Raw genomic sequence first — 24,243 nt, 5'->3', positions numbered from 1 at the left:
CCGTCCCGCCTACACTCGCTCCCCTATGGAAGCTTGGTCACAGTTGCTGGAATGGCTCGCCCTGCCACAGTTCGGGCTCAGCACCGTGCTGGTGGTGTCTTTTGTCTCCGCCACGCTTCTCCCGCTGGGTTCCGAGCCGGCCGTCTTCGGGCTGATTCAGCTCAACCCGGAGCTGTTTTGGCCAGCCATTCTGGTAGCTTCCACTGGCAACACCCTGGGCGGCGCAGTCAGCTGGTGGATGGGCCGGGGCGCACACCAGGTGACAAACCGGTTGCGCGGCAGGAAGACCGAATCGCAGGCGCTGGCATGGCTTGAACGCTTTGGTCCGCGTGCCTGCCTGCTCAGCTGGTTGCCGGTGGTGGGCGATCCTTTGTGCGCTGTAGCTGGCTGGCTGAAGCTGCCGTTTTGGCCCTGTGTTTTCTACATGGCCATCGGCAAGTTTCTGCGCTACCTGGCTATGACAACGGCCTTGCTGGCCATGGTGCCTGGAAAAAGCGAGGGGCTCGCTCAAATGCTCTGGTTTTGGTAGCTACGCAGGGGCGCTGAATATGCGCCAGGGGGCAAATCATCAGACATTGCTGAGTGGAGCGCGACTGCTTTCGATGAGTCCGGCTTCTTCAAGAAGCAGAAAATCTTCGTCGGTGCCTTCTCCCGCGTCTTCGCTCAGCACGTCGCCGGTGGCAGCAAAATCGGCATTCTTGCTGCGCTCGACCGGCTCCTCAACAACGACCTGATTGCGTCCGCCTTCCTTGGCCAGATAGGTGGCGGTGTCTGCGCGCGAGAAGAATTCAAGCACCGATTCGCCGTGAACGTACTGCGTCACGCCAATCGAAACCGTCACCCGGCAACGCATGCCGTCGGACCATACGTGATCCTCGACCTGGGCGCGCACGCGCTCGCAGGTGTTGAGTGCCGGCAGCAGCGAGGTACCAGGGAAGATCAGCAGAAACTCCTCGCCCCCGTAGCGGCCAAAAATGTCCTCGTCCCGCACGCTTTGCTGGGCCACGCGCGAAAAGGTGCGCAGCACTTCGTCTCCGCCCAAGTGCCCCATTTCATCGTTGATGCGCTTGAAATGGTCGAGATCCAGAATCGCAATGCACAGCGGCATACCGAGCTCGTCAGCCAATTGCTTTTGCTCTTCCAGCGCCGCCACAATGTAGCGTCGGTTGTAGCAGCCCAGCTGCGTATCGCGCCGCGCGTCCGCCTCGATGGTGCGAATCTTTCGGCTGGCCTGGTTGAGCACCATGTGCAACAAAGGCACCTTTCCAGTCAAATACACAAAGCCAGGAAGCGCCACAGCCAAGGCGGCAAAGTGCATGGCTTCAAGCTTGAACAAGGCGAGGTTTTGCTGCTCGAAATAGTGCAAGGCAATCACACCCGCGTAACCCAGCAATTCGGCACCGACCAGCACGAACGCCGTGTTGCGCGAAATCCGGTACATGCCGTACGCCAGAGCCACGAAAGTAAAAGGAGCCAGCAGGATCTGCATCGCCGGGTCCAGATACACCAGCCCCAGCATGCCAGCGAGACAGCACACAACGATAGGGAGCTTCAGACGCTTTTCACGAAACTTGAGATGCAGCCCCGTGCGAAACAGCAGCAGGAACGCCACCAGACCGACAGCGACCATACCCAGCAAGGCCAGCAGCGTACGCATCTGCACATAGCCCAGCAGATGAACCAGCAGTGTCACGGCCCCAAAGCCGCCAATGAGTGACAACACGATCACCCATTTTTGCGCGTTGGAGCGTTGGCGACGCAATCGAACGGCGTCCGACTGCCGGCGTGAAAACTGACCCGAATGATCTGCGGAGTCGTTAAATCCCGAGGCCATGGTGTCGGACAGGGGAAACCCTTCGCTCATCGCGAAACCAACGTCCCGGCGCGCCGAGAACATGGAGCGGAAACCGAATGCACCCATGACATTTGCCGCTGAATGAAAGCGGAAGAGTTACGGAAACGCTTGAGCGGCGCCTTTGCAGGGACCGGAGGGAACCAGACCGAAGATAACAGCTTGTGGGGGATTAGTACGGATTGTTACAAGCCATCGGACGGAGATTTTGCCACTGATCAGACGTTGAATAGAAAATTCAGCACATCCCCATCTTTTACGACGTATTCCTTGCCTTCGGCGCGCATCTTTCCAGCGTCTTTTGCGCCCTGCTCGCCTTTCAGTGCAATGAAGTCATCGAACGCAATCGTCTGCGCCCGGATGAAGCCCCGCTCGAAGTCGCCATGAATGACGCCAGCGGCCTGCGGCGCAGTGTCGCCAATGTGGATGGTCCAGGCCCTCACTTCTTTGACTCCGGCGGTGAAATAGGTCTGAAGGCCAAGCAACTTGAAGGCGCCGCGGATCATCCGTGCCAGACCGGGCTCACTTTGCCCCATCTCTGCCAGGAACATGTCGCGGTCTTCGTCGCTCATTTCAGCCATTTCGGCTTCGATCTTTGCGCAGATCGCAACCACCGGTGCATTCTGGCCGGCGGCATATTCTTTGAGGCGATCCAGATAGGGGTTGTTCTCGAAACCGTCTTCGCTGACGTTGCCGACAAACATGGCAGGCTTGGCGGTAATAAGGCAAAACGGCTTGAGAAGCGGCTGCTCTTCCTTGCTCATCTCGACCGAGCGCGCCGGCTTGCCTTCGTTGAGCGCCTCCTGGATGCGCGTGAGCAGGGTCACCAGTTTGGCCGCTTCCTTGTCATTGCCCGACTTGGCTGCCTTGCTGTAGCGGTTGAGCGCCTTGTCCACCGTCGTCAGATCGGCCAGGCACAGTTCCGTCTGGATGACCTCGATGTCCGAAATCGGATCAACCCGACCAGCAACGTGGATCACGTTCTCATCGTCAAAACAGCGCACCACGTTGACGATGGCGTCCGTTTCGCGGATGTGCGCCAGAAACTGGTTGCCCAGGCCCTCCCCCTTGCTCGCTCCAGCAACCAGGCCTGCAATATCGACAAATTCGACAATTGCCGGAACGATACGTTCGGGTCGAATGATCTCGGCGAGCTGCTGCAGGCGCGGGTCTGGGACCTCCACCACCCCCACATTGGGCTCAATGGTGCAAAAGGGGTAGTTCTCGGCCGCAATGCCAGCCTTGGTCAGGGCATTGAAGAGGGTGGACTTGCCAACGTTGGGCAGGCCCACGATGCCGCATTGGAGGCTCATGAAAAATCCTTGTGGTGAGATCGCGCGCCGCGAAGAGAGGTTGCCGCGCTGCGGGCGGCCATCTCGTGCCGCTCCGGCAGGCTGCTACGGGAAAGCCCATGATTTTAGCCGCCAGGGCGTTGAGGAGCAGGCTCCTACAATCCCCTCATGGCCAAGTCCTATGACATCTGTATCCGCGGCGCAGGCATTGTGGGCCGCACCTTGGCACTGCTGCTGGCGCGCGAACGCTTCAGTGTTGCTCTGGTCAACGACCCCTCCACTTCGGGCACCGGGCATGCCGACATCCGTGCCTATGCGCTCAACGCAGCCTCTCACGCCCTGCTCGACTCGCTGCGTTGCTGGCCCGAGCCTGAACACGCCACTGCCGTACTGCACATGCACGTCTGCGGAGATCGCGGCGGGAAAGTGCATTTCGACGCTGCAACCCAGCAGGTGCCGGCGCTTGCGTGGATCGCCGATGTGCCTGCTTTGGAAGCCCGCCTGGCCGAGGCGGTGCGCTACCAGCCGCGCGTCGAGCAGGTGGCGAGCCCCGTCAACGCACCTTTGACCGTGGTTTGCGAGGGGCGTGCCAGCCGCACGCGCGAGGAACTCGGCGTTCAATTTGACGTTTCGCCCTACCCGCAAACGGCCATTGCGACACGCATCGTCTGCACGCTGGAACACCAGCAGACGGCGCGGCAATGGTTTTCAACCGATGGCATTCTGGCTTTTCTGCCGCTCGGCGGCGCGCAGGGCAAGGAAGTCGCGGTGGTCTGGTCCGTCGCGCCCGAACGCGCCCGCGAACTGCTTGCGCACAGCGATCAGGTCTTCGCCAGCGAACTCGCACAAGCCAGCGGCGGCGTCCTGGGCACCTTGCAAGTGCATGGTGAGCGCCGCGCCTGGCCGCTCCAACTGGCCCGTGCCAAGCGCTGGTGCGGACCGATGGCAGACGCCGCAGGCGCTGGGCAGGCCTGGGTGCTGGCAGGAGATGCTGCCCACACGGTGCATCCCCTCTCGGGGCAGGGGCTCAACCTGGGCCTGGGCGACGTGCAGGCGCTGGCCCGGCTGCTCACTGCGCGCAGCAGTTGGCGCAGCATGGCCGATCTGCGGGTCATGCGCCAGTACGAACGCGAGCGCAAAAGCGCCTTGCTGCCCATGCGCCTGACCACCGACGCCCTGGCACAGCTGTTTGGGCGCGTTGAGGCGCCTTTGCAAACACTGCGCAACTGGGGCATGCAAGGTTTTGACCACAGCGGTCCGCTCAAGCACTGGATGGCACGCCAGGCCATGAACACCGACCCGGCTGCAAGCTTTGCAGCAGCATTTCAAGGAAACACTGCCCCATGAAGACTCTCCATTGGCTGCTGGCCAGCGCGGCCCTGGCCACCAGCTTGTTCGCATCTGCACAAGAAGGCGCCATTCGAAAAACCCTGGCCGAACGCATTCCGCAGCTGGAAAAAATTGACGAAATCCAAAGTACGCCGATGCCCGGCTTGTACGAGGTACGCATCGGAACCGATGTGTTCTATACCGACGCCAAAGGCAACTACCTGATTCAGGGCGAGTTGATTGACACCAAGGCGCGCCGCAACCTCACCGAGGACCGCATTGCCAAGCTGAGCGCTGTCGATTTTGCCGCCCTGCCGCTGGCCGACGCGTTCACCGTGGTGCATGGCAACGGCTCGCGCAAGCTCGCCGTGTTCGAAGACCCCAACTGCGGCTACTGCAAGCGTTTCGAGCGCGATTTGCAGAAGGTGCAGGACGTGACGATCTACACCTTCCTCTACCCCATTCTCAGCCCCGATTCGGCCGAAAAGTCGCGCAACATCTGGTGCGCCAAGGACCGCGTGGCCGCCTGGCAAGACCACATGCTTCGCGAGAAAGTCACGCCCCCGGCCAGTTGCGACACCAGCGCGCTGCAACGCAACCTGGCGTTTGGCAAGAAGCACAAGATCACCGGCACGCCGACGCTGATCTTTGTCGATGGCAGCCGCGTGCCAGGGGCCATCAACGACGTAGAAGTTGAAATGCGTTTGGCGCAGGCGCAATCGTCCGCGAAATGAGCGCCCGCCGCAGCCCGCCGGTCGCGCTCACCCACAAGCCTGCATCGGGCGTGCATTTCCGCGTTGAGCTGCGCGATCTGCACGCGCACCTCTTCGCCATCACGCTGCACTTGCCGCAGCCGCAAGCGAAGCAAACGTTCCAGCTGCCCGCCTGGATTCCCGGCAGCTATTTGCTGCGCGAATTTTCCAAGCATCTGCAGGGACTGCAGGCTTGGCAAGGCGGCCAACCCATCACCCTGACGCAACTGGACAAATGCACCTGGCGCACCGATGGCGCCAGCAATGCCGCCCTGGAATTGCGCTACGAGGTCTACGCGGCCGACACCTCCGTGCGCAGCGCGTGGCTGGACGCCTCACGTGCTTTTTTCAATGGCACCAGCGTGTTCTTGCGGGCGCTTGGGTTTGAGCAAGCGCCGCACACTGTGGAGATCGTCGCACCGGCTGGAAAGCCAGATTGGCGCCTGGCCACGGCGCTTTGCGCTGAAAAGGTGGACGGCAGCGGATTTGGGCGTTACAGCGCCGGCAACTACGACGAACTCGTGGACTGCCCCGTGGAGATAGGTCCGTTCTGGGAAGGAGCGTTTGACACCGGCGGAATCCACCACCGTTGGGTAGTAAGCGGCGCCGCGCCGTCCTTTGACGGAGCGCGGCTGCTGGCCGACGCGCAAAAAATCTGTGCTGCAGCCATTGCGTTCTGGCACGGCGCGGAGACCCCGCCGCTGTGCGACTACGTCTTTTTGCTCAATGCCGTGGACGACGGCTACGGCGGGCTCGAGCACCGCAGCTCCACGGCATTGATCGCCGCCCGGCGCGACCTCCCGCGCAGCCACGGCGACGGCGAAGCCACCTGGAAACCCGGCGACGGCTACATCACACTGCTCGGCCTCATCAGCCACGAGTATTTCCACACCTGGAACGTCAAGCGCCTGCGGCCCAGCGAGTTCGAACATTACGACTACGCCCACGAGAACTACACCCAGCTCTTGTGGTTCTTCGAAGGCTTCACCAGCTACTACGACGACCTGCTGCTGGTGCGTGCCGGCTTGGTGGACGCCGCCGGTTACCTCAAGCTGCTGACCAAAACCATCAACCAGGTGCTGCAGACGCCTGGACGCCTCCAGCAAAGCGTCGCCCAGGCCAGCTTTGACGCCTGGGTGAAGTACTACCGTCAGGACGAAAACACCCCCAACGCCACGGTCAGCTACTACACCAAGGGCGCTCTCGTGGCCTTGTGCCTGGACCTCAGCTTGCGGCGCGAAGGCCACACCACGCTGGACGCGGTGATGCGCGCACTGTGGCAGCGCTGCCAAGGTGGCCCGATGCAGGAATCCGATGTGCTGGCGGTGCTGCAGGAGCTTTCGGGGCGCAGCTACGCCAGTGAGATCAAGGTCTGGGTCCATTCGATGGACGAACTACCACTTAGCGAACTGCTTGCAGCACATGGGGTGCAGATGCAGGCCGACGCAGCGCAGCCGGCACAACGCCTGGGGCTGCGCGTGGTGCCGGGCGATGGCGTGCGCATCAAGACCGTGCTGCGCGGCGGCCTGGCCGAGCGCGCCGGGCTGGCCGCGGGGGACGAATGGCTGGGCATTGAAACGTCTGCCGGAGCCTGGCGCCTGTTGCGCCTGGACGATTTGCCGCTGTATGCGCCGCCCGACACGGCACAGGTGACGGCCCTCGTTGCACGCGACCAGCGGCTGCTTCGCCTGCCCCTTGAGCTCTCGGCCGGTCCGGACGCTGCAAGCGACACCGTGCAGCTGCGATTGACCGACCCGAACTTGGCGGCACGCTGGCTTTCGGCGAGCTAGGGGCGCGCCCGCCCTTTCGGTATAGTTTCCTGTTTGGCATTGATGGGAGAAATAGTATGTCCTACACCTCGATCGAAGTGCGCACCGAAGCCGAGAAAGTCGGCGTGATCACACTCAACCGTCCCAAACAGCTCAATGCGCTCAACGACCAGCTCATGGACGAGCTGGGTGAGGCCCTGCACATTTTTGACAGCGACGAGGGCATCGGCTGCATCGTCCTCACCGGCAGCGAGAAGGCTTTTGCCGCTGGCGCGGATATTGGCGCCATGGCCAAGTTCAGTTTTGCCGATGCGTACAAGGGCGACTACATCTCACGCAACTGGGAAACCATCCGTTCCATTCGCAAACCGGTCATCGCCGCCGTCAGCGGCTTTGCGCTGGGGGGCGGCTGCGAGTTGGCGATGATGTGCGACTTCATCATTGCCGCTGACAACGCCAAGTTTGGCCAGCCCGAGATCAAGCTGGGCGTGATTCCCGGCGCCGGAGGCACGCAGCGCCTGCCGCGCGCAGTGGGCAAGTCCAAGGCCATGGACATGGCCCTCACCGGCCGCATGATGGATGCCGTGGAAGCCGAGCGCTCCGGACTGGTCAGCCGCGTCGTGCCGCTGGACAAACTGCAGGACGAAGCCTTGGGCGCTGCGCTGGTCATCAGCGATTTTTCGCGCATTGCCGTGATGGCGGCCAAAGAATCTGTCAACCGCGCCTTCGAGAGCGGCCTGTCGGACGGCGTGATGTTTGAGCGGCGCCTGTTCCACGCGCTGTTTGCCACAGCAGACCAGAAGGAAGGCATGGACGCCTTCGTCAACAAGCGCAAGGCCGTGTTCACGCATCTTTGATAGCGCGTTCCAAGATTTCACCCGGAAATCTGTTCTATAATTTTGCTCTCGGTGATATAGCTCAGTTGGTTAGAGCGCAGCATTCATAATGCTGATGTCGGTGGTTCAAGTCCACCTATCACCACCAGATTCAACCCCTTGCAGGCTGCCTGCAAGGGGTTTTTGCTTTGTCTGCCGCAAGCTTGCAAGCCTAGAATCCTTCTTTTCAGCCCCTGGATAGACCCATGACCCGCTGCAGCCGCCCCCGCGCGTTTCGCCGTCCAACCCTTGCCGTGTTGCTCACCCTGTGTGCGGCAGGCCTGCTGCCCGCCGCCCCGGCGCTGGCCCAAGTGCCCGGCGACTTGGGCGGCTCGCGCACTTTCCCCGATCAGGCCAAGCGCGGCACGCTTACCGTTTTGTCCACCGTGAATGCGGAAATCGACGATAAACCCGTGCGCATGGCGCCGGGCATGCGGCTGCTCAGCCCGCAAAATTCGCTCATCATGCTGCACACCGTGATCGGCAAGCAGTACGTGGTGAACTACCGGATGGAGCCCAGCACAGGCATGCTCCACACCGCCTGGATTCTGAACAAAGCCGAAATCGCCCTGCCGCGCCCCGGCAGCACAGCGCAGCGCAACTTTCGCTTTGAGAGCGACGCCGATCCGCGATAAACCGCGGGCATTTTTTGAGCTGTGCCAGGGCTGGCGGCGGCTTGGGGCATGGCCCTGCGAGATTTCTTCATGAGCAAAAAAGTCTTTATCAAAACCTTTGGCTGCCAGATGAACGAGTACGACTCGGACAAGATGCTGGACGTGATGCGCGCTGCGGAAGGCTACGAACCGACACAGGACGTTGAAGAAGCCGACCTGATCCTGTTCAACACCTGCTCGGTGCGCGAAAAGGCGCAGGAAAAGGTGTTTTCCGACCTGGGCCGGGTGCGCCACCTCAAGGAGCGCGGCGTGCAAATCGGTGTGGGCGGCTGCGTCGCCAGCCAGGAAGGCGCGGAGATCATCAAGCGCGCGCCGTATGTCGACATCGTGTTCGGGCCGCAGACCTTGCACCGTCTGCCGCAGCTTCTGGAGCAGCGCCGCGTGCAGGCCCGCCCGCAGGTGGACATCAGCTTCCCCGAAATTGAAAAATTCGACCACCTGCCGCCCGCGCGTGTCGAGGGTGCATCGGCCTTTGTCTCCATCATGGAAGGCTGCAGCAAGTACTGCAGCTACTGCGTGGTGCCTTACACCCGCGGCGAAGAAGTCAGCCGACCGTTTGACGACGTGCTGGTCGAAGTGGCGGGCCTGGCCGACCAGGGAGTGAAGGAAATCACCCTGCTGGGCCAGAACGTCAACGCCTATCGCGGGCCCATGGGCGACACGGCCGAAATCGCCGATTTCGCCTTGCTTCTGGAGTACGTGGCCGAGATTCCCGGCATCGAGCGCCTGCGCTTCACCACCAGCCACCCGAACGAGTTCACGCCGCGCCTGATCGAGGCCTACGCGCGCATTCCCAAATTAGCCAACCACCTGCACCTGCCTGTGCAGCACGGCTCGGACCGCATCCTGATGGCCATGAAGCGCGGTTACACGGCCATGGAATACAAGAGCACGGTGAAGAAGCTGCGCGCCATCCGGCCTGACCTGGCGATGAGCAGCGACTTCATCGTCGGCTTCCCCGGTGAGACCGAAGAGGATTTCGCCAAGATGATGAAGCTGATCGACGACATTGGCTTCGACAACTCCTTCAGTTTCATCTTTAGCCCCCGCCCCGGCACGCCCGCCGCCAACCTCCACGACGAAACGCCGGGCGACGTGAAGCTCAAGCGTCTGCACCAGTTGCAGGCCGTCATCAACACCAACATCAAAACGATCAGTGAGCAACGCGTCGGCACGGTGCAGCGCATTCTGGTGGAAGGCGCATCCAAGCGCGACGCGGACGAGCTGATGGGCCGCACCGAGTGCAACCGCGTGGTGAACTTCGCCGGCCAGCCAAGGCTGGTGGGGCAGATGGTGGACGTCACCATCACCGAAGCCAAGGCCTACACCTTGCGCGGCGAAGTGCTGGTGCGCGAGGCGGCGTAGAACACCGAAACTGCCCCTGAAGCACGAACAGGGTCAAGTGCCGTTTTGCTTCTATTTTTATAGCTTCTAACGCTTATCCAATAAGCGCTAGAGGCCTAAAATACTTGAAATCTAGAAGGGCATCTTGGGCATTCCACCACCGCCCATGCCCTTCATACCGCCCATCTTCTTCATCATCTTCATCAGGCCGCCGCCCTTCATCTTCTTCATCATGCCCTGCATCTGCTCGAACTCCTTGAGCAGGCGGTTGACTTCTTGAACCTGGACACCGGCGCCGTTTGCGATGCGCTTCTTGCGGGTGGCCTTGATGAGCTCGGGCTTGCGGCGCTCCTTGGGCGTCATGCTCTGGATGATGCCTTCCTTGCGTTTGATGTCCTTCTCAGCCCGGTCCATGTCCACCGCGCCGGCCTTGGCCATCAATTGCGAAGGCAGCTTGTCCATCAGGCTCGACAAGCCGCCCATTTGCTTCATCTGCTGCAACTGGCCGAGGAAGTCGTTCAGGTCAAAGCCATCGCCGCTTTTCACCTTGGCGGCAAGCTTCTGCGCGGCCTCCATGTCGACGCCAGCCGACACCTGCTCGACCAGGGCGACGATGTCGCCCATGCCCAGAATGCGGCCGGCGTGGCGCTCGGCGTCGAACACCTCCAGGCCATCGAGCTTTTCCGACACGCCGGCAAACTTGATCGGCGCGCCCGTGATCTGGCGCACCGACAGTGCCGCGCCGCCGCGCGAGTCACCGTCGAGCTTGGTCAGGATGATGCCGGTCAGCGGCAATGCCTCCTTGAAGGCCTTGGCCGTGTTGATGGCGTCCTGGCCCTGCATGGCGTCCACCACAAACAGCGTTTCCACCGGTTTGATGGCAGCGTGCAGGTCCTTGATTTCCTGCATCAGCAACTCGTCAATGGCCAGGCGGCCGGCGGTGTCCACCAGCAGCACGTCAAAGTAGTGCTTCTTGGCGTAGTCAAGCGCGGCGCGGGCTATGTCCAGCGGTTTTTGGTCCGGCGTGCTCGGAAACCATTCGGCGCCTGCCTGGGCAGTGACGGTTTTGAGCTGCTCAATGGCCGCTGGCCGGTACACGTCGCCCGAGACGGTCAGCACCTTCTTCTTGCGTTTTTCAATCAGGTGCTTGGCCAGTTTGGCCGTTGTCGTCGTTTTGCCCGCGCCCTGCAGACCGGCCATCAGGATCACGGCCGGTGGCTGGGCATGGAGGTTGATGTCGGCGACACCTTCGCCCATGGTGGCCGCAAGCTCGCGGTTGACAATTCCCACCAGGGCCTGGCCGGGCTTGAGCGAGCCCAGCACGTCCTGGCCCAGCGCCTTTTCCTTCACGCGGGCAATGAAGTCGCGCACCACGGGCAGCGCCACGTCGGCTTCCAGAAGCGCCATGCGCACCTCGCGCAGCATGTCCTGCACGTTCGATTCGGTGATGCGGGCCTGGCCACGCATCTCTTTCACCAGGCGCGTGAGTTTGTCGGTAAGGGCGGAGGCCATGATAGGGAAATTCCGGGTAAGCGCTCGCGGCTGCGAGCTGTGGGGCGCCAGGATGCGTGCCTGGGCGAAAGGTAAACTGCGCCCATGATTTTAGCTAGTAGCTCTCCCTCCGCCTTGCTGCTGGGGATAGCGGCCGCAGCAGCCTACGCGTTGCCTGCAGCGTTTGCATCACGCCTGGGCGAAACCGGCGCGCGCCTGGCACTCTGGCTGGCCTGGGCGCTGCACGGCGCCATGCTGGCCGCAGGCATGCTGCAAAGCGCCCCACGCTTCGGTTTCGCACCCGCGCTGTCGGTGACGGCCTGGCTGGTGCTGACGGTGTACGCGATCGAGCGCGAGCTCTTTCCCAAGTTGCGCACCCGCTGGGTGCTGGCTGCATTGGGCGCGCTGGCGGTGGTGCTGGCGCTGGTGTTCCCTGGTCAGCCGCTGCATGTCAGCGCAACCGCCTGGCTGCCGCTGCATCTGGCACTGGGCATCTCAGCCTACGGCCTGTTTGGCGCTGCCGTCGTTCATGCGGCGTTGATGACGCGTGCGGAAAAGCGCCTTCGCCTGGCGGAAGATACGCACAGCGGCATGCCGCTTCTGACGCTTGAACGCCTCACGTTTCGCTTTGTCACGGCCGGCTTTGTGTTGCTGACCGCGACGCTGGTCGCCGGCGTCCTGTTCAGCGAAGTGCTCTATGGCCGCGCCTGGCGCTGGGACCACAAGGCGGTGTTCTCGGTCCTCTCGTGGTTGACCTTTGCCGCTCTTCTCCTTGGGCGCCGGCGCTTTGGCTGGCGCGGACGCAGCGCCGTGCGCGTGCTGTACGCCGGCGCCGTGCTGCTGCTGCTGGCCTACGTGGGTTCGCGCTTCGCGCTGGAAGTCGTTCTGGGACGTGCACCATGAAATTTCTCGTCCTGCTGGCAGTCCTGTTCGTAGCCTACCTCGTTTGGCGCGGCAAACGGGTGAAGAAGAATCCGCCACGCCCGCCAGCGCGGGCATTGCCTGCGCCGCAGGACATGCTGGCCTGCGCGCGTTGCGGTGTCCACGTGCCGCGCAGCGACGCCTGGATAAGCGACGGGCGCAGCTATTGCTGCCGCGAGCACCAGCAACAAGATGGCCGCTGACGTCGGGACGCCCAGCACGCCGATGCCGCCCCGACGCCGGGGGGCGGGACAGGACGCGGCCTTCCTGCGTCTGTGGCAAGGCTTCCTGACCGGGCGGGTGGTGGTAGCACTGGCGTTGCTGACGCTCCAGCTCGCCAGTCAGATGCTCAACCAGAATGCGGAGCTGGTGGTCGTTCTGGTGTGCATGTTGTATCTGGGCGCCACGGTGGCAGTGCGCCTGGTGGCGGGCAACGTAGCGCCTTCTCCCGAAGCCGGCGTGCATTGGCTGTCCTCGATCGGTGTCGATCTGGCCTTGGTTTGCGCGCTGCAGCTCTTGCACAACGGCAGCATGAGCTTCACCCCCTTGTTTGGGCTGCCCATCCTCATGGCTTCCGTGCTGGGCACGCTCACGCTGGCGATGGGAACCACCGCAGCCGTCACGCTGCTGCTGCTGGCATGGGCCTGGTGGTTCGGTGATCCCAGTGGCAGCGAGGCTACGCAACGCTCGCTACAGGCTGCGCTCACAGGCACCGGCTACTTCATCGTCGCCTTCATGGTGCAGCAGTTGGCGCTGCGACTGGTGCGTGAGCAGCATATCGCCCAGAGCAGCCAGGCGACAGCTCTGGTGCAAAGCCAGGTCAGCGAGCTGGTCATTCAAAACCTTACCGAGGGGGTTCTGGTGGTGGATGAAGCTTTCGAGGTGCGAACAGCCAACCCTGCCGGGCTGCTGATGCTGGGCTCGCAAGCCGGCCTGAACCCGCCGTTCGCCTTGCAGTCACGGCTCGCCTGGCAAGCCCTTGCCGCGCTGGCGCGGCGCAGCTTTCGGCAAAGCATGCCGCAGGTGGCGGACATCAACCTGATCAGCGAACACCAGAACCCGATCGGCCTGCATGTGCGCACCTGGTTGACGGCGCCGCTTGCGTCTGTCTCCGATGCACCAGGGCAGCGCCTGTGCGTGATGTTTTTACACGATTTGCGCGAACTCGAAGCGCGCCTGCGGACAGAAAAACTCGCTGCCATGGGCCGCATGTCGGCCGCTGTGGCCCACGAAATCCGCAACCCATTGGCGGCCATCGTGCAAGCCAATGCTTTGCTGGACGAGGACCTGCACGAGCCATCCCACAAGCGCCTGGCGCAAATGATTGGGCAAAACGCAGACCGGCTGGCGCATATTGCAGAAGAAATCCTGGACATCGCCCGGGTGCAACACCAAATGGACCATGCGCCCGCCGCCACCGTAACGCTGGACGAATCGGTGGCTCAGATCTGGCGCGATTGGCAAGCCCATGCGCCCGCCCAGCGCGAGGGCCTGCTGCGCCTGGGTGCCCCCGCCATACAAGTGGAGTTTGACGCCGAGCATTTGCGCAGGGTCTTGGTGAACCTGCTGGACAACGCCTTGCGCTACCGTTCTGGCAGCGTGGAATCGCTGCAACTGCACACACGCATGGAGTCACCTGGGCAGGCCAGCGTGCAGGTCTGGAGCAACGGTCCACCCATGGACCAATCGGTGGAGCGGCATTTGTTCGAACCGTTTTTCTCTTCAGAGAGTCGTTCCAGCGGGCTCGGGCTGTACATCTGCCGCGGCTTGTGCGAGCGCCACGGGGCCAGCATCAGCTACCAGCGCCTGCAACGCAATATCGCCGAGAGGGAGTGCAGCGGCAATGCGTTTACCGTGCGCTTTCGCAGTACCGGTATCCTGCCCCCGCCGGACGCCTCTCTTTTTGATACCGTTGTGGTTTGACTCCCTCCCGCCTGATGAACTCCCAGCCCGCATCCATTTTGGTGGTTGACGACGAGCCCGACCTGCGCACGCTGTATGAACTGACGCTGCTGCGCGAGGGCTATCGCATCGACACGGCCGGCACTGTCGCGCAAGCGCGGGAGCTGCTTGCAACCCACAGCTACGACGTCGTCATTACCGACATGCGTCTGCCCGATGGCTTTGGCATGGAATTGCTGCACGATCTGCGCCAGCAGCAGCGGCCCGAACGCTGCCTGGTGATGACTGCTTACGGCTCCGCCGAGAACGCAGTGGAGGCTTTGCGTGCCGGTGCCTTCGACTACTTGACCAAACCGGTGGATCTCAAACAGTTCCGTGCCGTGGTGGCCTCTGCCGTTCAGGGGACAGAGGGCGTCCAGCCTCCCCGCGCTGCGACGGGCCGACCCGGCGCGCCAGGCACAGCCAGCCGCATCGGCGGCACTGCGTTGGAGCGCTTGGTAGGCGAGTCCGAAGCCATACGCAATGTCAAGCAGCGCGTAGCCAAGGTGGCACGCGGCATGGCGCCAGTGCTGGTGCGTGGCGAGTCGGGCACGGGCAAGGAGTTGGTAGCGCGTGCCCTGCATGAAAACAGCCAGCGTGCTGCCGGACCGATGGTTGCTGTCAACTGCGGTGCGATCCCGGAAGCCCTGCTGGAAGCCGAATTCTTTGGCGCACGCAAAGGCTCCTACACCGGTGCCACGCAGGACCGCGCCGGTTACTTCCAGGCCGCGCAAGGCGGCACCCTTTTTCTGGATGAAATTGGCGACCTGCCACTTGCCATGCAATCCAAACTGCTGCGCGCGATCCAGGAGCGCAGCGTGCGCCCGCTCGGCGCCACGCAGGAAGAGCCGGTGGACGTGCGCATCGTGAGCGCGACCCACCGTGACCTGGCGGCTGACGTCCAGGCGGGACGCTTCCGACAGGATCTGTACTACCGCCTCAACGTCATTGAAGTGGTGATCCCCCCGCTGCGTGAGCGCCGCGAAGACCTGCCCGCCTTGTGCCGCGCCCTGCTGACACGCATCGCCCATGAGTCAGGGACCACTGCACCCGAATTGACCGACTCCATGGTGCAAGCCATCGCAGCCCATCCATTGACCGGCAACGTGCGCGAACTGGAGAACCTGCTGCACCGAGCGGTGGCGCTGGGCGACGGCGACGAATTGCATGTGGACTGCGCGGTGTCCAGCGTTACATCGCTGCCCACGCTCGCGGCCACCGCACCGCTGGAGGCCTCTGCCCCTGCCGCAGCTCTTGTGCCGGAGCCCCTGCCGCGCGATCTGCAGGGCTGGCTGGATCAGCAGGAACGCAGCATTCTCGTTCGCGCGCTGCAAGAAAACCATTTCAACCGCACCGCGACCGCAGCGCGCCTGGGCATCAGCCTGCGCCAGATCCGCTATCGCATTGCACGGCTCAACATCAGCGCGCCTGGCGACAACCATGCCGACGAGGACGCCTGAAGGCCCCGATCTCTGGCAGGACGACTGGTACCGCCCTGCCATCGCCCTGGCATCACCCCATTGCGACCCCCGACCAGCGGACGCCCAGACCGATCTGATCGTGGTGCATTCCATCAGCCTGCCACCAGGGCACTACGGGGGAGACGAGGTGGCCGCGCTGTTTCTTGGCACGCTCGACTGCGCTTCCCATCCCTACTTCGAGCGCTTGCGCGGCCTGCGCGTTTCGGCCCATTTTTTTGTCCGACGATCAGGCACCGTGGTGCAGTTTGTCGGTTGCAATCAGCGCGCCTGGCATGCTGGCGAATCACACTACCGCGGCCGCAGTCGATGCAATGACGACTCGATCGGCATAGAGCTCGAAGGCCTGGAGGGCGAAGCCTTCGAACCCGCCCAATATGCCGCGCTCACGCAGCTGTGCCAGGCACTTGCCCAGCGCTATTCCATCGCCTTTATTGCGGGGCACGAACACATCGCCCCCGGCCGCAAGGCGGACCCCGGTGCTGCGTTTGATTGGCTGCTGCTCCAGCAGGGGCTCGACCTGCCCAGCCTGCACTTTCCCGCTCGCTGACCGGCGGGCGGCAGCGTGCAAGAAGTTTATTTGCGAAGGCGACTTGCAGGCGCCACGCGGCTTCGCGGGCCAAATTCATCGGCATGGCGCAGGACGACTTGGATATGCGCTGCGGCAGCAGTCTGACGACCCCATCTGGGAAACACGGCCTGCGTGAAGAATTTTGTATTTGAAAACACTACCTATAGTGCATTGAAATTTATTCAAACACTATATATAGTAATAACACCTTCAAATTCTTCGGACTCAGAACCCATGCCGCCCACCATCGTCGCTCCCCATCTTGGCCAGAGGCCGCCGCTTCCGCCATTCAGCGAGCCCGTGCGACAAGACGCACCCCGTGACTTGGCGCAGTACCAAATCATCCGCCGCAACGGCTCCGTCGTGCCTTTCGAACCGCAGAAAATCACAGTGGCCATGCTGAAAGCCTTTCTGGCCGTGCGCGGCCCGCAGAGCGCCACATCGGCCAGCATTCGCCAATCCGTAGAGGCACTCACCCAGACCGTGGTGCGTGCGCTGCAGCGTTCACGCCCCAGCGGTGGCACCTTTCACATCGAGGACGTGCAGGACCAAGTCGAGCTGAGTCTGATGCGCGCAGAGCAGCATGACGTCGCGCGCGCCTACGTGCTGTACCGCGAGCAGCGATCCCAGGAGAGAGCGCGCCAGCACCCCGCTCAAGACCACGCTGGCGCCCCAGTACTGCATGTCCTGCACAGCGGGGAACGCGTGCCCCTGGACATGGACAAGCTCCGCGCGCTGGTGAACGCCAGTTGCCACAACCTAGGAGATCATGTCGCGGCAGAGCCTATCGTGCAGGAGACCTTGCGCAACCTCTACGACGGTATTGCGCTGGACGAGGTCTTCAAGGCTGCAATTCTTGCCGCGCGCACAAGGATCGAAAGAAACCCGGACTATAGTTTCGCGACGGCACGACTGCTGCTGCACACCATTGCACGCGAGGTTCTGGGTAACGAAACGTCCATCGATCAGCATGATGCCGTCTATCGGCATGCATTTTCAGAACGTCTGCATGAGGGCGTGAACCACGGCCTGTTGGACGAGCGCCTGTTGCAGTTCGATCTGGAGCGACTGGCGGCTGCGCTGCGCCCGGAGCGCGATCTGCAATTCGATTACCTTGGACTGCAAACCTTGTACGACCGCTACTTTTTGCACGTGCAGAAACGTCGGATCGAAATGCCGCAAAGCTTTTTCATGCGGGTAGCCATGGGCCTGGCACTGAACGAAATCGATCGCGAAGCGCGCGCCATCGAGTTCTACGAGTTGCTTTCGGCCTTCGATTTCATGTCGAGCACACCCACCTTGTTCAACAGCGGAACCCGTCGCTCACAACTCTCCAGTTGCTACCTGACTACGGTGCCTGACGATCTCGATGGCATCTACGAGTCGATCAAGGAAAACGCCCTGCTTTCCAAATACGCCGGAGGCTTGGGCAACGACTGGACCCGTGTGCGAGCCCTCGGTAGCCACATTCAGGGAACCAATGGCGAGTCGCAAGGTGTCGTGCCCTTTCTCAAAGTGGTGAACGATACAGCCGTCGCCGTCAACCAGGGAGGAAAGCGCAAAGGAGCCGTATGTGCCTATCTCGAAACATGGCACCTGGATATCGAGGAGTTTCTGGATCTGCGCAAAAACACGGGCGACGATCGACGCCGCACGCACGACATGAATACCGCCAATTGGATCCCGGATCTATTCATGCGGCGCGTTCTGGAGAAAGGAAGATGGACATTGTTTTCGCCATCGGATGTTCCCGATTTGCACGATCTTTTCGGTACGGAGTTCGAAGCAGCGTATGTCGAATACGAAGCGAAAGCGGAACGCGGAGAAATTCCCCAATCTCGCTCGATAGAGGCCACCGACCTGTGGCGAAAAATGCTGACCATGCTGTTCGAAACCGGTCATCCCTGGATTACGTTCAAGGACGCCTGCAACCTGCGGTCCCCGCAGCAGCACGTGGGGGTGGTGCATTCCAGCAACCTGTGCACCGAAATCACGCTCAACACAAGTGATACCGAAACCGCTGTCTGCAACCTGGGTTCGGTGAATCTGCTCAATCACCTTGCACGGGATGAGCGAGGCGTTCTGGCGCTGGACCACGCGAAACTGCGCCGCACGGTGACCACAGCGATGCGCATGCTCGACAACGTCATCGACATCAACTATTACGCAGTGAAGAAGGCACGCGACGCCAACCTGCGTCACCGCCCTGTCGGGCTGGGGCTAATGGGTTTCCAGGACGCGTTGTACGCGCTGCGCATCCCGTACGCCTCTGAGGAGGCCGTGTTGTTTGCCGACGAGTCTGCCGAGGCGCTGTGTTACTACGCCTACGAGTCCTCGTCGAATCTGGCAGTGGAGCGAGGACGCTACAGCAGCTTCAATGGATCGCTCTGGGATCGCGGAATTCTTCCGCTCGACACGCTCGACTTGCTAAACAACGAACGCCGCGGATATGTCGAAGTCGATCGCTCATCGCGCCTGGACTGGGAGGCGCTGCGCAGCAAGATCGCGCGCGACGGCATGCGCAACTCCAACTGCGTAGCCATTGCGCCGACAGCCACCATCTCCAACATCATTGGAGTCGACGCATCGATCGAACCGTGCTTTGGCAATCTTTCCGTGAAGTCCAATCTCTCAGGCGAATTCACCATCGTCAATCATGGGCTGGTGCGAGACCTCGAGCGTGCAGGCATCTGGGACGAGGTGATGCTCATGGACCTCAAGCACTTCAAGGGTTCGCTCCAGTGCATTGACCGGGTCCCCCAGGAACTCAAGAACCTCTACGCAACGGCTTTCGAGATCGCGCCGCACTGGCTGGTGGAAGCGGCTGCGCGCCGGCAGAAGTGGATCGATCAAGGACAGAGTCTGAACATTTACATGGCCGGAGCCTCCGGTAAGACGCTTGATGAAACCTACAAACTCGCCTGGATACGCGGCCTCAAAACCACCTACTACCTGCGCACGCAATCGGCCACCCATGTGGAGATGAGCACCGTGCATTCGCGGCAACTCAACGCCGTATCCAGCCAAGCAGACGAGATACCCGTTAGGGACACGTCGATGTCTGGCAGTGATGTTGCGTTCTGCGCCATCGACAGCCCCGAGTGCGAGGCTTGTCAGTAGGCGCAGAGAACACGCCAACCTGCTTGTTCTTGTGCTGTGAAGCAACAGAAACCGCGTCGCGCCGCGCTTGCGCGCTTTTCATTTCGGAGCAGTGCTCTCATAATGCGAGCACTGGAAAAACCATGCTGACCTGGGACGACGAAGTCACAACGCTTTCGCAAATTTCTACCGACCGCGGAGCGCACGCTGCGCCGCAGTCTGCCGCAGCGTCGACGACGCAAGGCGCTGCAATGCAAGCCGGTGCAGCTGCGGCGGTCACAACAGTGCCCGGCGCGCGTCGCATGAACGCCACCGACAAGCGCATCATCAACGGCAAGACCGACGTCAACCAGTTGGTGCCATTCAAATACCAATGGGCCTGGAACAAATACCTTGCCAGCTGCGCAAACCACTGGATGCCGCAGGAAATCAACATGACACGCGACATTGCCCTGTGGCGCGATCCCCATGGATTGACCGAAGACGAGCGACGCATCGTCAAGCGCAATCTGGGTTTCTTTGTGACCGCCGATTCGCTGGCTGCCAACAACATCGTGTTGGGCACCTACCGGCACGTCACCGCACCTGAATGCCGCCAGTTTTTGCTGCGCCAAGCGTTCGAAGAGGCGATCCACACCCACGCCTACCAGTACATCGTCGAATCCCTGGGGTTGGACGAAGGCGAGATATTCAATGCCTACAACGAGATCCCCTCGATCCGGGACAAGGACGAATTCCTTATTCCGTTCATCGACGTGATCATGAATCCGGCATTCAACACCGGTACGCCACTGGCCGACCAGACACTGCTCAAGTCGCTGATCGTCTTTGCATGCCTGATGGAGGGGCTTTTCTTCTACGTCGGTTTCGCGCAGATTCTTGCGCTCGGACGGCAGAACAAGATGACCGGCGCTGCCGAGCAGTACCAGTACATCCTGCGTGACGAGTCCATGCACTGCAATTTCGGCATCGATCTGGTCAACACGATCAAGCTTGAGAATCCGCATCTCTGGACCTCTGCTTTCAGGGACGAAATCGAAGCGCTGTTTCGCGAAGCCGTTGCGCTCGAATACCGTTACGCTGAAGACACCATGCCGCGCGGCGTGCTGGGCATGAATGCCTCCATGTTCAAGGGCTACCTGCGTTACATCGCCAACCGCCGCGCGTCGCAGATCGGCCTGGAAGCGCTGTTCCCCAACGAGGAAAACCCCTTCCCGTGGATGAGCGAAATGATCGACCTGAAGAAGGAACGCAACTTCTTCGAAACACGCGTCATTGAATACCAGTCGGGCGGCGCACTGGCCTGGGACTAAAACCCGCCTTGCCATCCTCTTCAATGAACACATTTGATGCATTCCTCCGCGCTTCAGGCTGGCAAGCCGATGCGGCAGGCGTGCCCCAGCATTCATGGCCTGGAGCGCCGCTCCGGGTCCGTGAATCTCTCCGTGTCCGATGCAGGCGTGGAGTGCTCTTTGCTCATTGACCCAAGGAGAACATGATGGCAACTACGAAGAAGCCGGCCGCCAAGGCCGCAACCCCCGTGAAGAAAGCTGCGCCTGCCAAGACTGCCGCAGCAAAAAAAGCACCTGCAAAGGCCGCCGTAAAAAAGGCTGCTGGACCAGCAAAAGCACCGGTAGCAGCGAAGAAAGCTGCGCCCGTGAAGAAGGCTGCCGCACCAGCGAAGAAGGCTGCTCCGGCGAAGAAGGCTGCTCCAGCGAAGAAGGCCGTGCCAGCGAAGAAGGCCGCGCCAGCGAAGAAGGCCGCGCCAGCGAAGAAGGCCGCGCCAGCGAAGAAGGCTGCTCCAGCGAAGAAGGCTGCTCCAGCGAAGAAGGCCGCTCCAGCGAAGAAGGCCGCTCCAGCGAAGAAGGCTGCTCCAGCGAAGAAGGCTGCTCCAGCGAAGAAGGCTGCTCCAGCGAAAAAGGCTGCTCCAGCAAAGAAGGCTGCTCCCGCGAAGAAGGCCGCTGCGCCAGCCAAAAAGGCCGCGCCAGCTGCAAAATCACCGCCAGCAAAGAAGCCAGCGGCCAGCAAGGCTCCCGAGGCAGCCCCACAGACAAAGATCAACCCGCAAGCGGCCTGGCCCTTTCCCACGGGCACCAAGCCCTAAGACAGATCGCGATCTTGTCTACCGGCGCCTGGCGCCGGTTTTTTTTGGGTGTTGCGCTTGGCGCCGGCCTGCCACGCAGGTCGAGGGCGAAGGCCGCTACAGCCCCCGCTTTGCGTTAGGGAACGTCGTCGAGCTGGTAGTTTTGCGGGCCGCGGCTTGCAATCTTCAGCGCGCCCATTCGGTTGCCAAGTGCTGCACATCGCGGCAACGACCAGCCCTGCTCCAGACCAAACAATAGCGCACCGCGCCAGGCATCGCCACAACCTGTCGGGTCAACCACCCGCAGAGCCCGCACCGGCTCGACAGCAGTTTTCGAGCCTGCCTCCCACACCTCGCAGCCCTCGGCGCCCAAGGTGACGACCAGCCCTTGCACGCGCTCGGACAGCTCGGCCAAATCCAGGCCCGTACGGTCACACAGCATTTTTCCTTCGTAGTCGTTGACGGTGACCCAGGTAGCAAGGTCTACGAAATGCGCCAGCTCGTCGCCTGAAAACATCGGCAGGCCTTGGCCAGGGTCGAATACAAAAGGGATTCCCGCCGCGTGAAATTGGGTGGCGTGTTCCAGCATGGCCTCGCGCCCATCCGGTGCGACGATGCCGAGGCGAATGCCATGCGCTGAGGCATGCTCAATTCGGTTGGCGTGGGCCTGCATCATGGCGCCAGGATGAAATGCCGTGATCTGGTTGTTGTCCAGATCCGTCATGATCATGGCCTGGGCCGTGTAGGCGTCGTCCACCTGGCGCACGAATGGTGTGCCAATTCCCAATGCTTCCAGCCGCTCACGGTACTCCGCCCCGTCGCTTCCCAAGGTCGCCATCGGTAGCGCCTTGCCCCCCAGCAGATTCAGGCTGTAGGCGATGTTCCCGGCACAACCACCAAAGTCTCGCCGCAGCGAGGGCACCAGAAAAGAGACATTGAGAATGTGCAACTGCTCGGCCAGGATTTGATCGGCAAAACGCCCTTCATAGGTCATGATGGTGTCAAAAGCCAGAGAGCCGCAAATCAGTACTGCCATGAAAATCAATCGTTCGAAGCCGCAGCTCCATCAAGGATAAAAAGCCAGCACCCGGTAGCCGGCAATGCGCTGTGCACCCGACCCAATGGCCATAGGAATCACGGCACTCCATTCAGCGCCAGGCAGCAGCGGGTCGGGCACGGCGAGTTCGGCCGGCATCAGTATCCGGCGCAGCACTGGCTGGTCTTCGGTGTCTGTGAGCGTCAATTCGATGGCGGGCGCTTCCACAGGCAACGCAGCGCGGTTGCGCAGTGTCAGAGCGAACTGGTAGCGCTCGCCCTGCACACGGTTGAACGAGGAGCCATCCACCACCACAGCACCCATGTCCCGGTACGCGCCCACGGTGCATTGCAAATACCCGCAGACAAAGGACCACAGCGCCCGGCTTTGCGGCCACTGGGCAGTGAGGCGGGCACGTTCATGCAAACCGATCTGTGCGACCAGACCCAGTAGCAGCACAAGCACGGTCACGAGCAATCCGGCTCGCACCCCTGTGCCAGACCAGAAGGCACGCCGTCGTGCGTGGCGGACAAAAGACAGCTCCAGATCCGACTCAACAAGCTCTTGCGGCTCCGTCACTGGCACCCCTTCTTGGCCGGACAACTGCTCTTTGAAGGGATTGGCCACCTCGGCTGGTGCTGACAAAGGTTCGTGCAGCAGATCGTCCTGCACCAATGTCCAGTCGGGATCTTCCGAGTCTGGCGGCGCTTGGTCCGGCTCGGCCTCGGAAGGCAATGGAGGCGCGGTGGGCACGGTGCGCACTTCTTGCGCCACCGATCTTGCCGCAGCCACTGCGGACGCAGCCGCAGGGGTTGCTACCGACGACGGTGGGACGGTAGCAGGCGGCGCAGACGCAGACGGGACCGCGGGTGTTGGCGCGGCCTTTCCGGATTGCTCTGTGGACCACTCGGCCACCTCAGCGATGAAGTGAGCCAGATCGGGTTCAGCAGCATCGACCCCACGTTCCTTTCGTTCCGCCTTCGTCACCAAGTCTGCTGGTGCGGCAGGCATGTCCTCGAAAAGTGCGGGCCAATCGCTGTCGGTATCCTCAATCTGAGCGCCAGGCAGCTCATAGCCGACCTGCGCTGCTGCGCGCCCTGCGGCGGGCCCGTCGGGATGTCGAACGGAGGTGCGCCAAGGGTCTTGCCAGGTGGGATCGATGCGATGGCGGGAGCCATCAGGCGAGTGCAGCACGTCCTGCGCCTTGTCGTTCGCGGCCGCACCCTGCCGTTCCTCTTGCCTGCTGAGCCCTCCCCCGTCGTGAAGCGGCTGCGCCACGGGGGGCGAAGGAAATCTGGCTCGCGCGTCAGGGGGGTCTTCAAAAACGCCGGAACATGCTCAGGAACCGCAGGGATTGGCACCGCAGGCTCCGGATCGAACGCACCGATTTGTGTGACTGCAAAACCATCGTCCAGGTCTTCGGAATCCTCAGGCTCTGAAATCTCCAAGGGTTGGGCGACAGCGCGAGAAGAGGCGCCGCCGTCGCCAACGCTGGCACTGCTGCCCCAGGCGCGCGGCTCGGACAACGGCCCCACGGCGCGTTCAACCGGCCCACGCAACCGGTCCAGCGGCATCTCAGGCAGCATGGGCTCGGGCGCCGCCGGCTCCAGGGAGATCGACGCATCAAATACCTGTTTACAGTGTCCGCAGCGCACCCAGCCATCGGAAATGCGCAATTGGTCCGCCACCACCTTGAAGCGCGTGTGGCAGGCTGGGCAGCGGGTGGTCTGGCTCAT

20 protein-coding genes, 1 tRNA gene and 1 pseudogene are annotated in these 24,243 nt (G+C 62.0%); 16 read left to right on the top strand and 6 right to left on the bottom strand.

The window, feature by feature from the left end:
- The first annotated feature begins 25 nt into the window (after nucleotides 1-25).
- A complete protein-coding gene (locus tag C6571_RS11145; protein WP_106446738.1) occupies nucleotides 26-529 on the top strand; it encodes a YqaA family protein in 504 nt (167 codons plus the stop codon).
- Nucleotides 530-568: 39 nt separating this feature from the next.
- Here the strand turns inward: C6571_RS11145 and C6571_RS11140 are convergent, their stop codons facing one another.
- Nucleotides 569-1,921: a GGDEF domain-containing protein gene (locus C6571_RS11140; RefSeq protein ID WP_245901259.1), complete on the bottom strand. Its 1,353-nt coding sequence runs from the start codon at nucleotides 1,919-1,921 to the stop codon at nucleotides 569-571.
- A 149-nt stretch (nucleotides 1,922-2,070) separates the two neighbouring features.
- On the bottom strand, nucleotides 2,071-3,165 hold the full coding sequence (gene ychF, locus C6571_RS11135; protein ID WP_106446737.1) for a redox-regulated ATPase YchF: 1,095 nt from the start codon (nucleotides 3,163-3,165) through the stop codon (nucleotides 2,071-2,073).
- Nucleotides 3,166-3,312: 147 nt separating this feature from the next.
- Here ychF and C6571_RS11130 point away from each other — a divergent pair, with 147 nt between their 5' ends.
- The 7 genes from C6571_RS11130 (at nucleotide 3,313) to miaB (ending at nucleotide 9,908) form a co-directional block, all read left to right on the top strand.
- A complete protein-coding gene (locus C6571_RS11130) occupies nucleotides 3,313-4,491 on the top strand; it encodes an FAD-dependent monooxygenase (protein ID WP_106446736.1) in 1,179 nt (392 codons plus the stop codon).
- Nucleotides 4,488-5,207, top strand: a complete 720-nt coding sequence (locus C6571_RS11125) for a DsbC family protein (RefSeq protein WP_106446735.1) — start codon at nucleotides 4,488-4,490, stop codon at nucleotides 5,205-5,207. The genes C6571_RS11130 and C6571_RS11125 overlap by 4 nt, the downstream gene beginning before the upstream one ends.
- Complete coding sequence (locus C6571_RS11120; RefSeq protein ID WP_106446734.1) at nucleotides 5,204-7,015, top strand: M61 family metallopeptidase; 1,812 nt, start codon at nucleotides 5,204-5,206, stop codon at nucleotides 7,013-7,015. Before C6571_RS11125 ends, C6571_RS11120 begins: the two co-directional genes overlap by 4 nt.
- A gap of 56 nt (nucleotides 7,016-7,071) precedes the next feature.
- Nucleotides 7,072-7,851: an enoyl-CoA hydratase gene (locus C6571_RS11115; RefSeq protein ID WP_106446733.1), complete on the top strand. Its 780-nt coding sequence runs from the start codon at nucleotides 7,072-7,074 to the stop codon at nucleotides 7,849-7,851.
- A 50-nt stretch (nucleotides 7,852-7,901) separates the two neighbouring features.
- Nucleotides 7,902-7,978, top strand: a tRNA-Met gene (locus C6571_RS11110).
- 97 nt (nucleotides 7,979-8,075) lie between these two features.
- On the top strand, nucleotides 8,076-8,504 hold the full coding sequence (locus tag C6571_RS11105; RefSeq protein WP_106446732.1) for a hypothetical protein: 429 nt from the start codon (nucleotides 8,076-8,078) through the stop codon (nucleotides 8,502-8,504).
- Nucleotides 8,505-8,573: 69 nt separating this feature from the next.
- Nucleotides 8,574-9,908 (top strand): tRNA (N6-isopentenyl adenosine(37)-C2)-methylthiotransferase MiaB, encoded by a 1,335-nt coding sequence (miaB, locus tag C6571_RS11100; protein WP_106448190.1) that lies wholly within the window; start codon nucleotides 8,574-8,576, stop codon nucleotides 9,906-9,908.
- Nucleotides 9,909-10,019: 111 nt separating this feature from the next.
- On the opposite strand, the gene ffh is transcribed toward miaB, so the two are convergent.
- Nucleotides 10,020-11,399, bottom strand: a complete 1,380-nt coding sequence (gene ffh / locus C6571_RS11095) for a signal recognition particle protein (RefSeq protein ID WP_106446731.1) — start codon at nucleotides 11,397-11,399, stop codon at nucleotides 10,020-10,022.
- An 84-nt stretch (nucleotides 11,400-11,483) separates the two neighbouring features.
- Between ffh and C6571_RS11090 the strand changes: the two genes are divergently transcribed.
- The 8 genes from C6571_RS11090 to C6571_RS11055 all read left to right on the top strand — a co-directional run bounded on the left by C6571_RS11090 (nucleotide 11,484) and on the right by C6571_RS11055 (nucleotide 21,492).
- Nucleotides 11,484-12,281: a cytochrome C assembly family protein gene (locus C6571_RS11090; protein WP_106446730.1), complete on the top strand. Its 798-nt coding sequence runs from the start codon at nucleotides 11,484-11,486 to the stop codon at nucleotides 12,279-12,281.
- Nucleotides 12,278-12,502 (top strand): PP0621 family protein, encoded by a 225-nt coding sequence (locus C6571_RS11085; RefSeq protein ID WP_106446729.1) that lies wholly within the window; start codon nucleotides 12,278-12,280, stop codon nucleotides 12,500-12,502. The genes C6571_RS11090 and C6571_RS11085 overlap by 4 nt, the downstream gene beginning before the upstream one ends.
- Nucleotides 12,492-14,222, top strand: a complete 1,731-nt coding sequence (locus tag C6571_RS11080; RefSeq protein ID WP_420852892.1) for a sensor histidine kinase — start codon at nucleotides 12,492-12,494, stop codon at nucleotides 14,220-14,222. Before C6571_RS11085 ends, C6571_RS11080 begins: the two co-directional genes overlap by 11 nt.
- Before the next feature lie 14 nt (nucleotides 14,223-14,236).
- The gene (locus C6571_RS11075; RefSeq protein ID WP_106446728.1) at nucleotides 14,237-15,700 is read left to right on the top strand and encodes a sigma-54-dependent transcriptional regulator; all 1,464 of its coding nucleotides are present in this window, start codon (nucleotides 14,237-14,239) and stop codon (nucleotides 15,698-15,700) included.
- Entirely contained in the window at nucleotides 15,681-16,268 is a 588-nt protein-coding gene (gene ampD / locus C6571_RS11070; protein ID WP_106446727.1) for a 1,6-anhydro-N-acetylmuramyl-L-alanine amidase AmpD, read from the top strand. Before C6571_RS11075 ends, ampD begins: the two co-directional genes overlap by 20 nt.
- A 255-nt stretch (nucleotides 16,269-16,523) precedes the next feature.
- On the top strand, nucleotides 16,524-19,409 hold the full coding sequence (locus C6571_RS11065) for a ribonucleoside-diphosphate reductase subunit alpha (protein ID WP_106446726.1): 2,886 nt from the start codon (nucleotides 16,524-16,526) through the stop codon (nucleotides 19,407-19,409).
- Nucleotides 19,410-19,531: 122 nt separating this feature from the next.
- Complete coding sequence (locus tag C6571_RS11060; protein ID WP_106446725.1) at nucleotides 19,532-20,701, top strand: ribonucleotide-diphosphate reductase subunit beta; 1,170 nt, start codon at nucleotides 19,532-19,534, stop codon at nucleotides 20,699-20,701.
- A gap of 185 nt (nucleotides 20,702-20,886) precedes the next feature.
- Nucleotides 20,887-21,492, top strand: a complete 606-nt coding sequence (locus tag C6571_RS11055; RefSeq protein WP_106448188.1) for a histone — start codon at nucleotides 20,887-20,889, stop codon at nucleotides 21,490-21,492.
- A gap of 115 nt (nucleotides 21,493-21,607) precedes the next feature.
- Here C6571_RS11055 and C6571_RS11050 read toward each other — a convergent pair whose 3' ends face one another.
- The 3 genes and pseudogenes from C6571_RS11050 to C6571_RS11040 form a co-directional block, all read right to left on the bottom strand.
- Entirely contained in the window at nucleotides 21,608-22,507 is a 900-nt protein-coding gene (locus C6571_RS11050) for a carbohydrate kinase family protein (RefSeq protein WP_106448187.1), read from the bottom strand.
- 30 nt (nucleotides 22,508-22,537) lie between these two features.
- Nucleotides 22,538-23,785, bottom strand: a complete 1,248-nt coding sequence (locus C6571_RS11045; RefSeq protein WP_245901257.1) for a DUF3426 domain-containing protein — start codon at nucleotides 23,783-23,785, stop codon at nucleotides 22,538-22,540.
- 290 nt (nucleotides 23,786-24,075) lie between these two features.
- Nucleotides 24,076-24,243 (bottom strand): annotated as a pseudogene (locus tag C6571_RS11040) (zinc-ribbon domain-containing protein); the annotation flags it as partial.

The organism is Simplicispira suum, from assembly GCF_003008595.1.
GTDB classification, from domain to species: domain Bacteria; phylum Pseudomonadota; class Gammaproteobacteria; order Burkholderiales; family Burkholderiaceae_C; genus Simplicispira; species Simplicispira suum.
This window is presented reverse-complemented; position numbering and strand designations above follow the sequence as displayed.

Coding starts and splice junctions, on each gene's coding strand:
- C6571_RS11145 (WP_106446738.1), top strand. CDS start 26: ATGGAAGCTTGGTCACAGTTGCTGGAATGGCTCGCCCTGCCACAGTTC.
- C6571_RS11140 (WP_245901259.1), bottom strand. CDS start 1,921: ATGGGTGCATTCGGTTTCCGCTCCATGTTCTCGGCGCGCCGGGACGTT.
- ychF (WP_106446737.1), bottom strand. CDS start 3,165: ATGAGCCTCCAATGCGGCATCGTGGGCCTGCCCAACGTTGGCAAGTCC.
- C6571_RS11130 (WP_106446736.1), top strand. CDS start 3,313: ATGGCCAAGTCCTATGACATCTGTATCCGCGGCGCAGGCATTGTGGGC.
- C6571_RS11125 (WP_106446735.1), top strand. CDS start 4,488: ATGAAGACTCTCCATTGGCTGCTGGCCAGCGCGGCCCTGGCCACCAGC.
- C6571_RS11120 (WP_106446734.1), top strand. CDS start 5,204: ATGAGCGCCCGCCGCAGCCCGCCGGTCGCGCTCACCCACAAGCCTGCA.
- C6571_RS11115 (WP_106446733.1), top strand. CDS start 7,072: ATGTCCTACACCTCGATCGAAGTGCGCACCGAAGCCGAGAAAGTCGGC.
- C6571_RS11105 (WP_106446732.1), top strand. CDS start 8,076: ATGACCCGCTGCAGCCGCCCCCGCGCGTTTCGCCGTCCAACCCTTGCC.
- miaB (WP_106448190.1), top strand. CDS start 8,574: ATGAGCAAAAAAGTCTTTATCAAAACCTTTGGCTGCCAGATGAACGAG.
- ffh (WP_106446731.1), bottom strand. CDS start 11,399: ATGGCCTCCGCCCTTACCGACAAACTCACGCGCCTGGTGAAAGAGATG.
- C6571_RS11090 (WP_106446730.1), top strand. CDS start 11,484: ATGATTTTAGCTAGTAGCTCTCCCTCCGCCTTGCTGCTGGGGATAGCG.
- C6571_RS11085 (WP_106446729.1), top strand. CDS start 12,278: ATGAAATTTCTCGTCCTGCTGGCAGTCCTGTTCGTAGCCTACCTCGTT.
- C6571_RS11080 (WP_420852892.1), top strand. CDS start 12,492: ATGGCCGCTGACGTCGGGACGCCCAGCACGCCGATGCCGCCCCGACGC.
- C6571_RS11075 (WP_106446728.1), top strand. CDS start 14,237: ATGAACTCCCAGCCCGCATCCATTTTGGTGGTTGACGACGAGCCCGAC.
- ampD (WP_106446727.1), top strand. CDS start 15,681: ATGCCGACGAGGACGCCTGAAGGCCCCGATCTCTGGCAGGACGACTGG.
- C6571_RS11065 (WP_106446726.1), top strand. CDS start 16,524: ATGCCGCCCACCATCGTCGCTCCCCATCTTGGCCAGAGGCCGCCGCTT.
- C6571_RS11060 (WP_106446725.1), top strand. CDS start 19,532: ATGCTGACCTGGGACGACGAAGTCACAACGCTTTCGCAAATTTCTACC.
- C6571_RS11055 (WP_106448188.1), top strand. CDS start 20,887: ATGGCAACTACGAAGAAGCCGGCCGCCAAGGCCGCAACCCCCGTGAAG.
- C6571_RS11050 (WP_106448187.1), bottom strand. CDS start 22,507: ATGGCAGTACTGATTTGCGGCTCTCTGGCTTTTGACACCATCATGACC.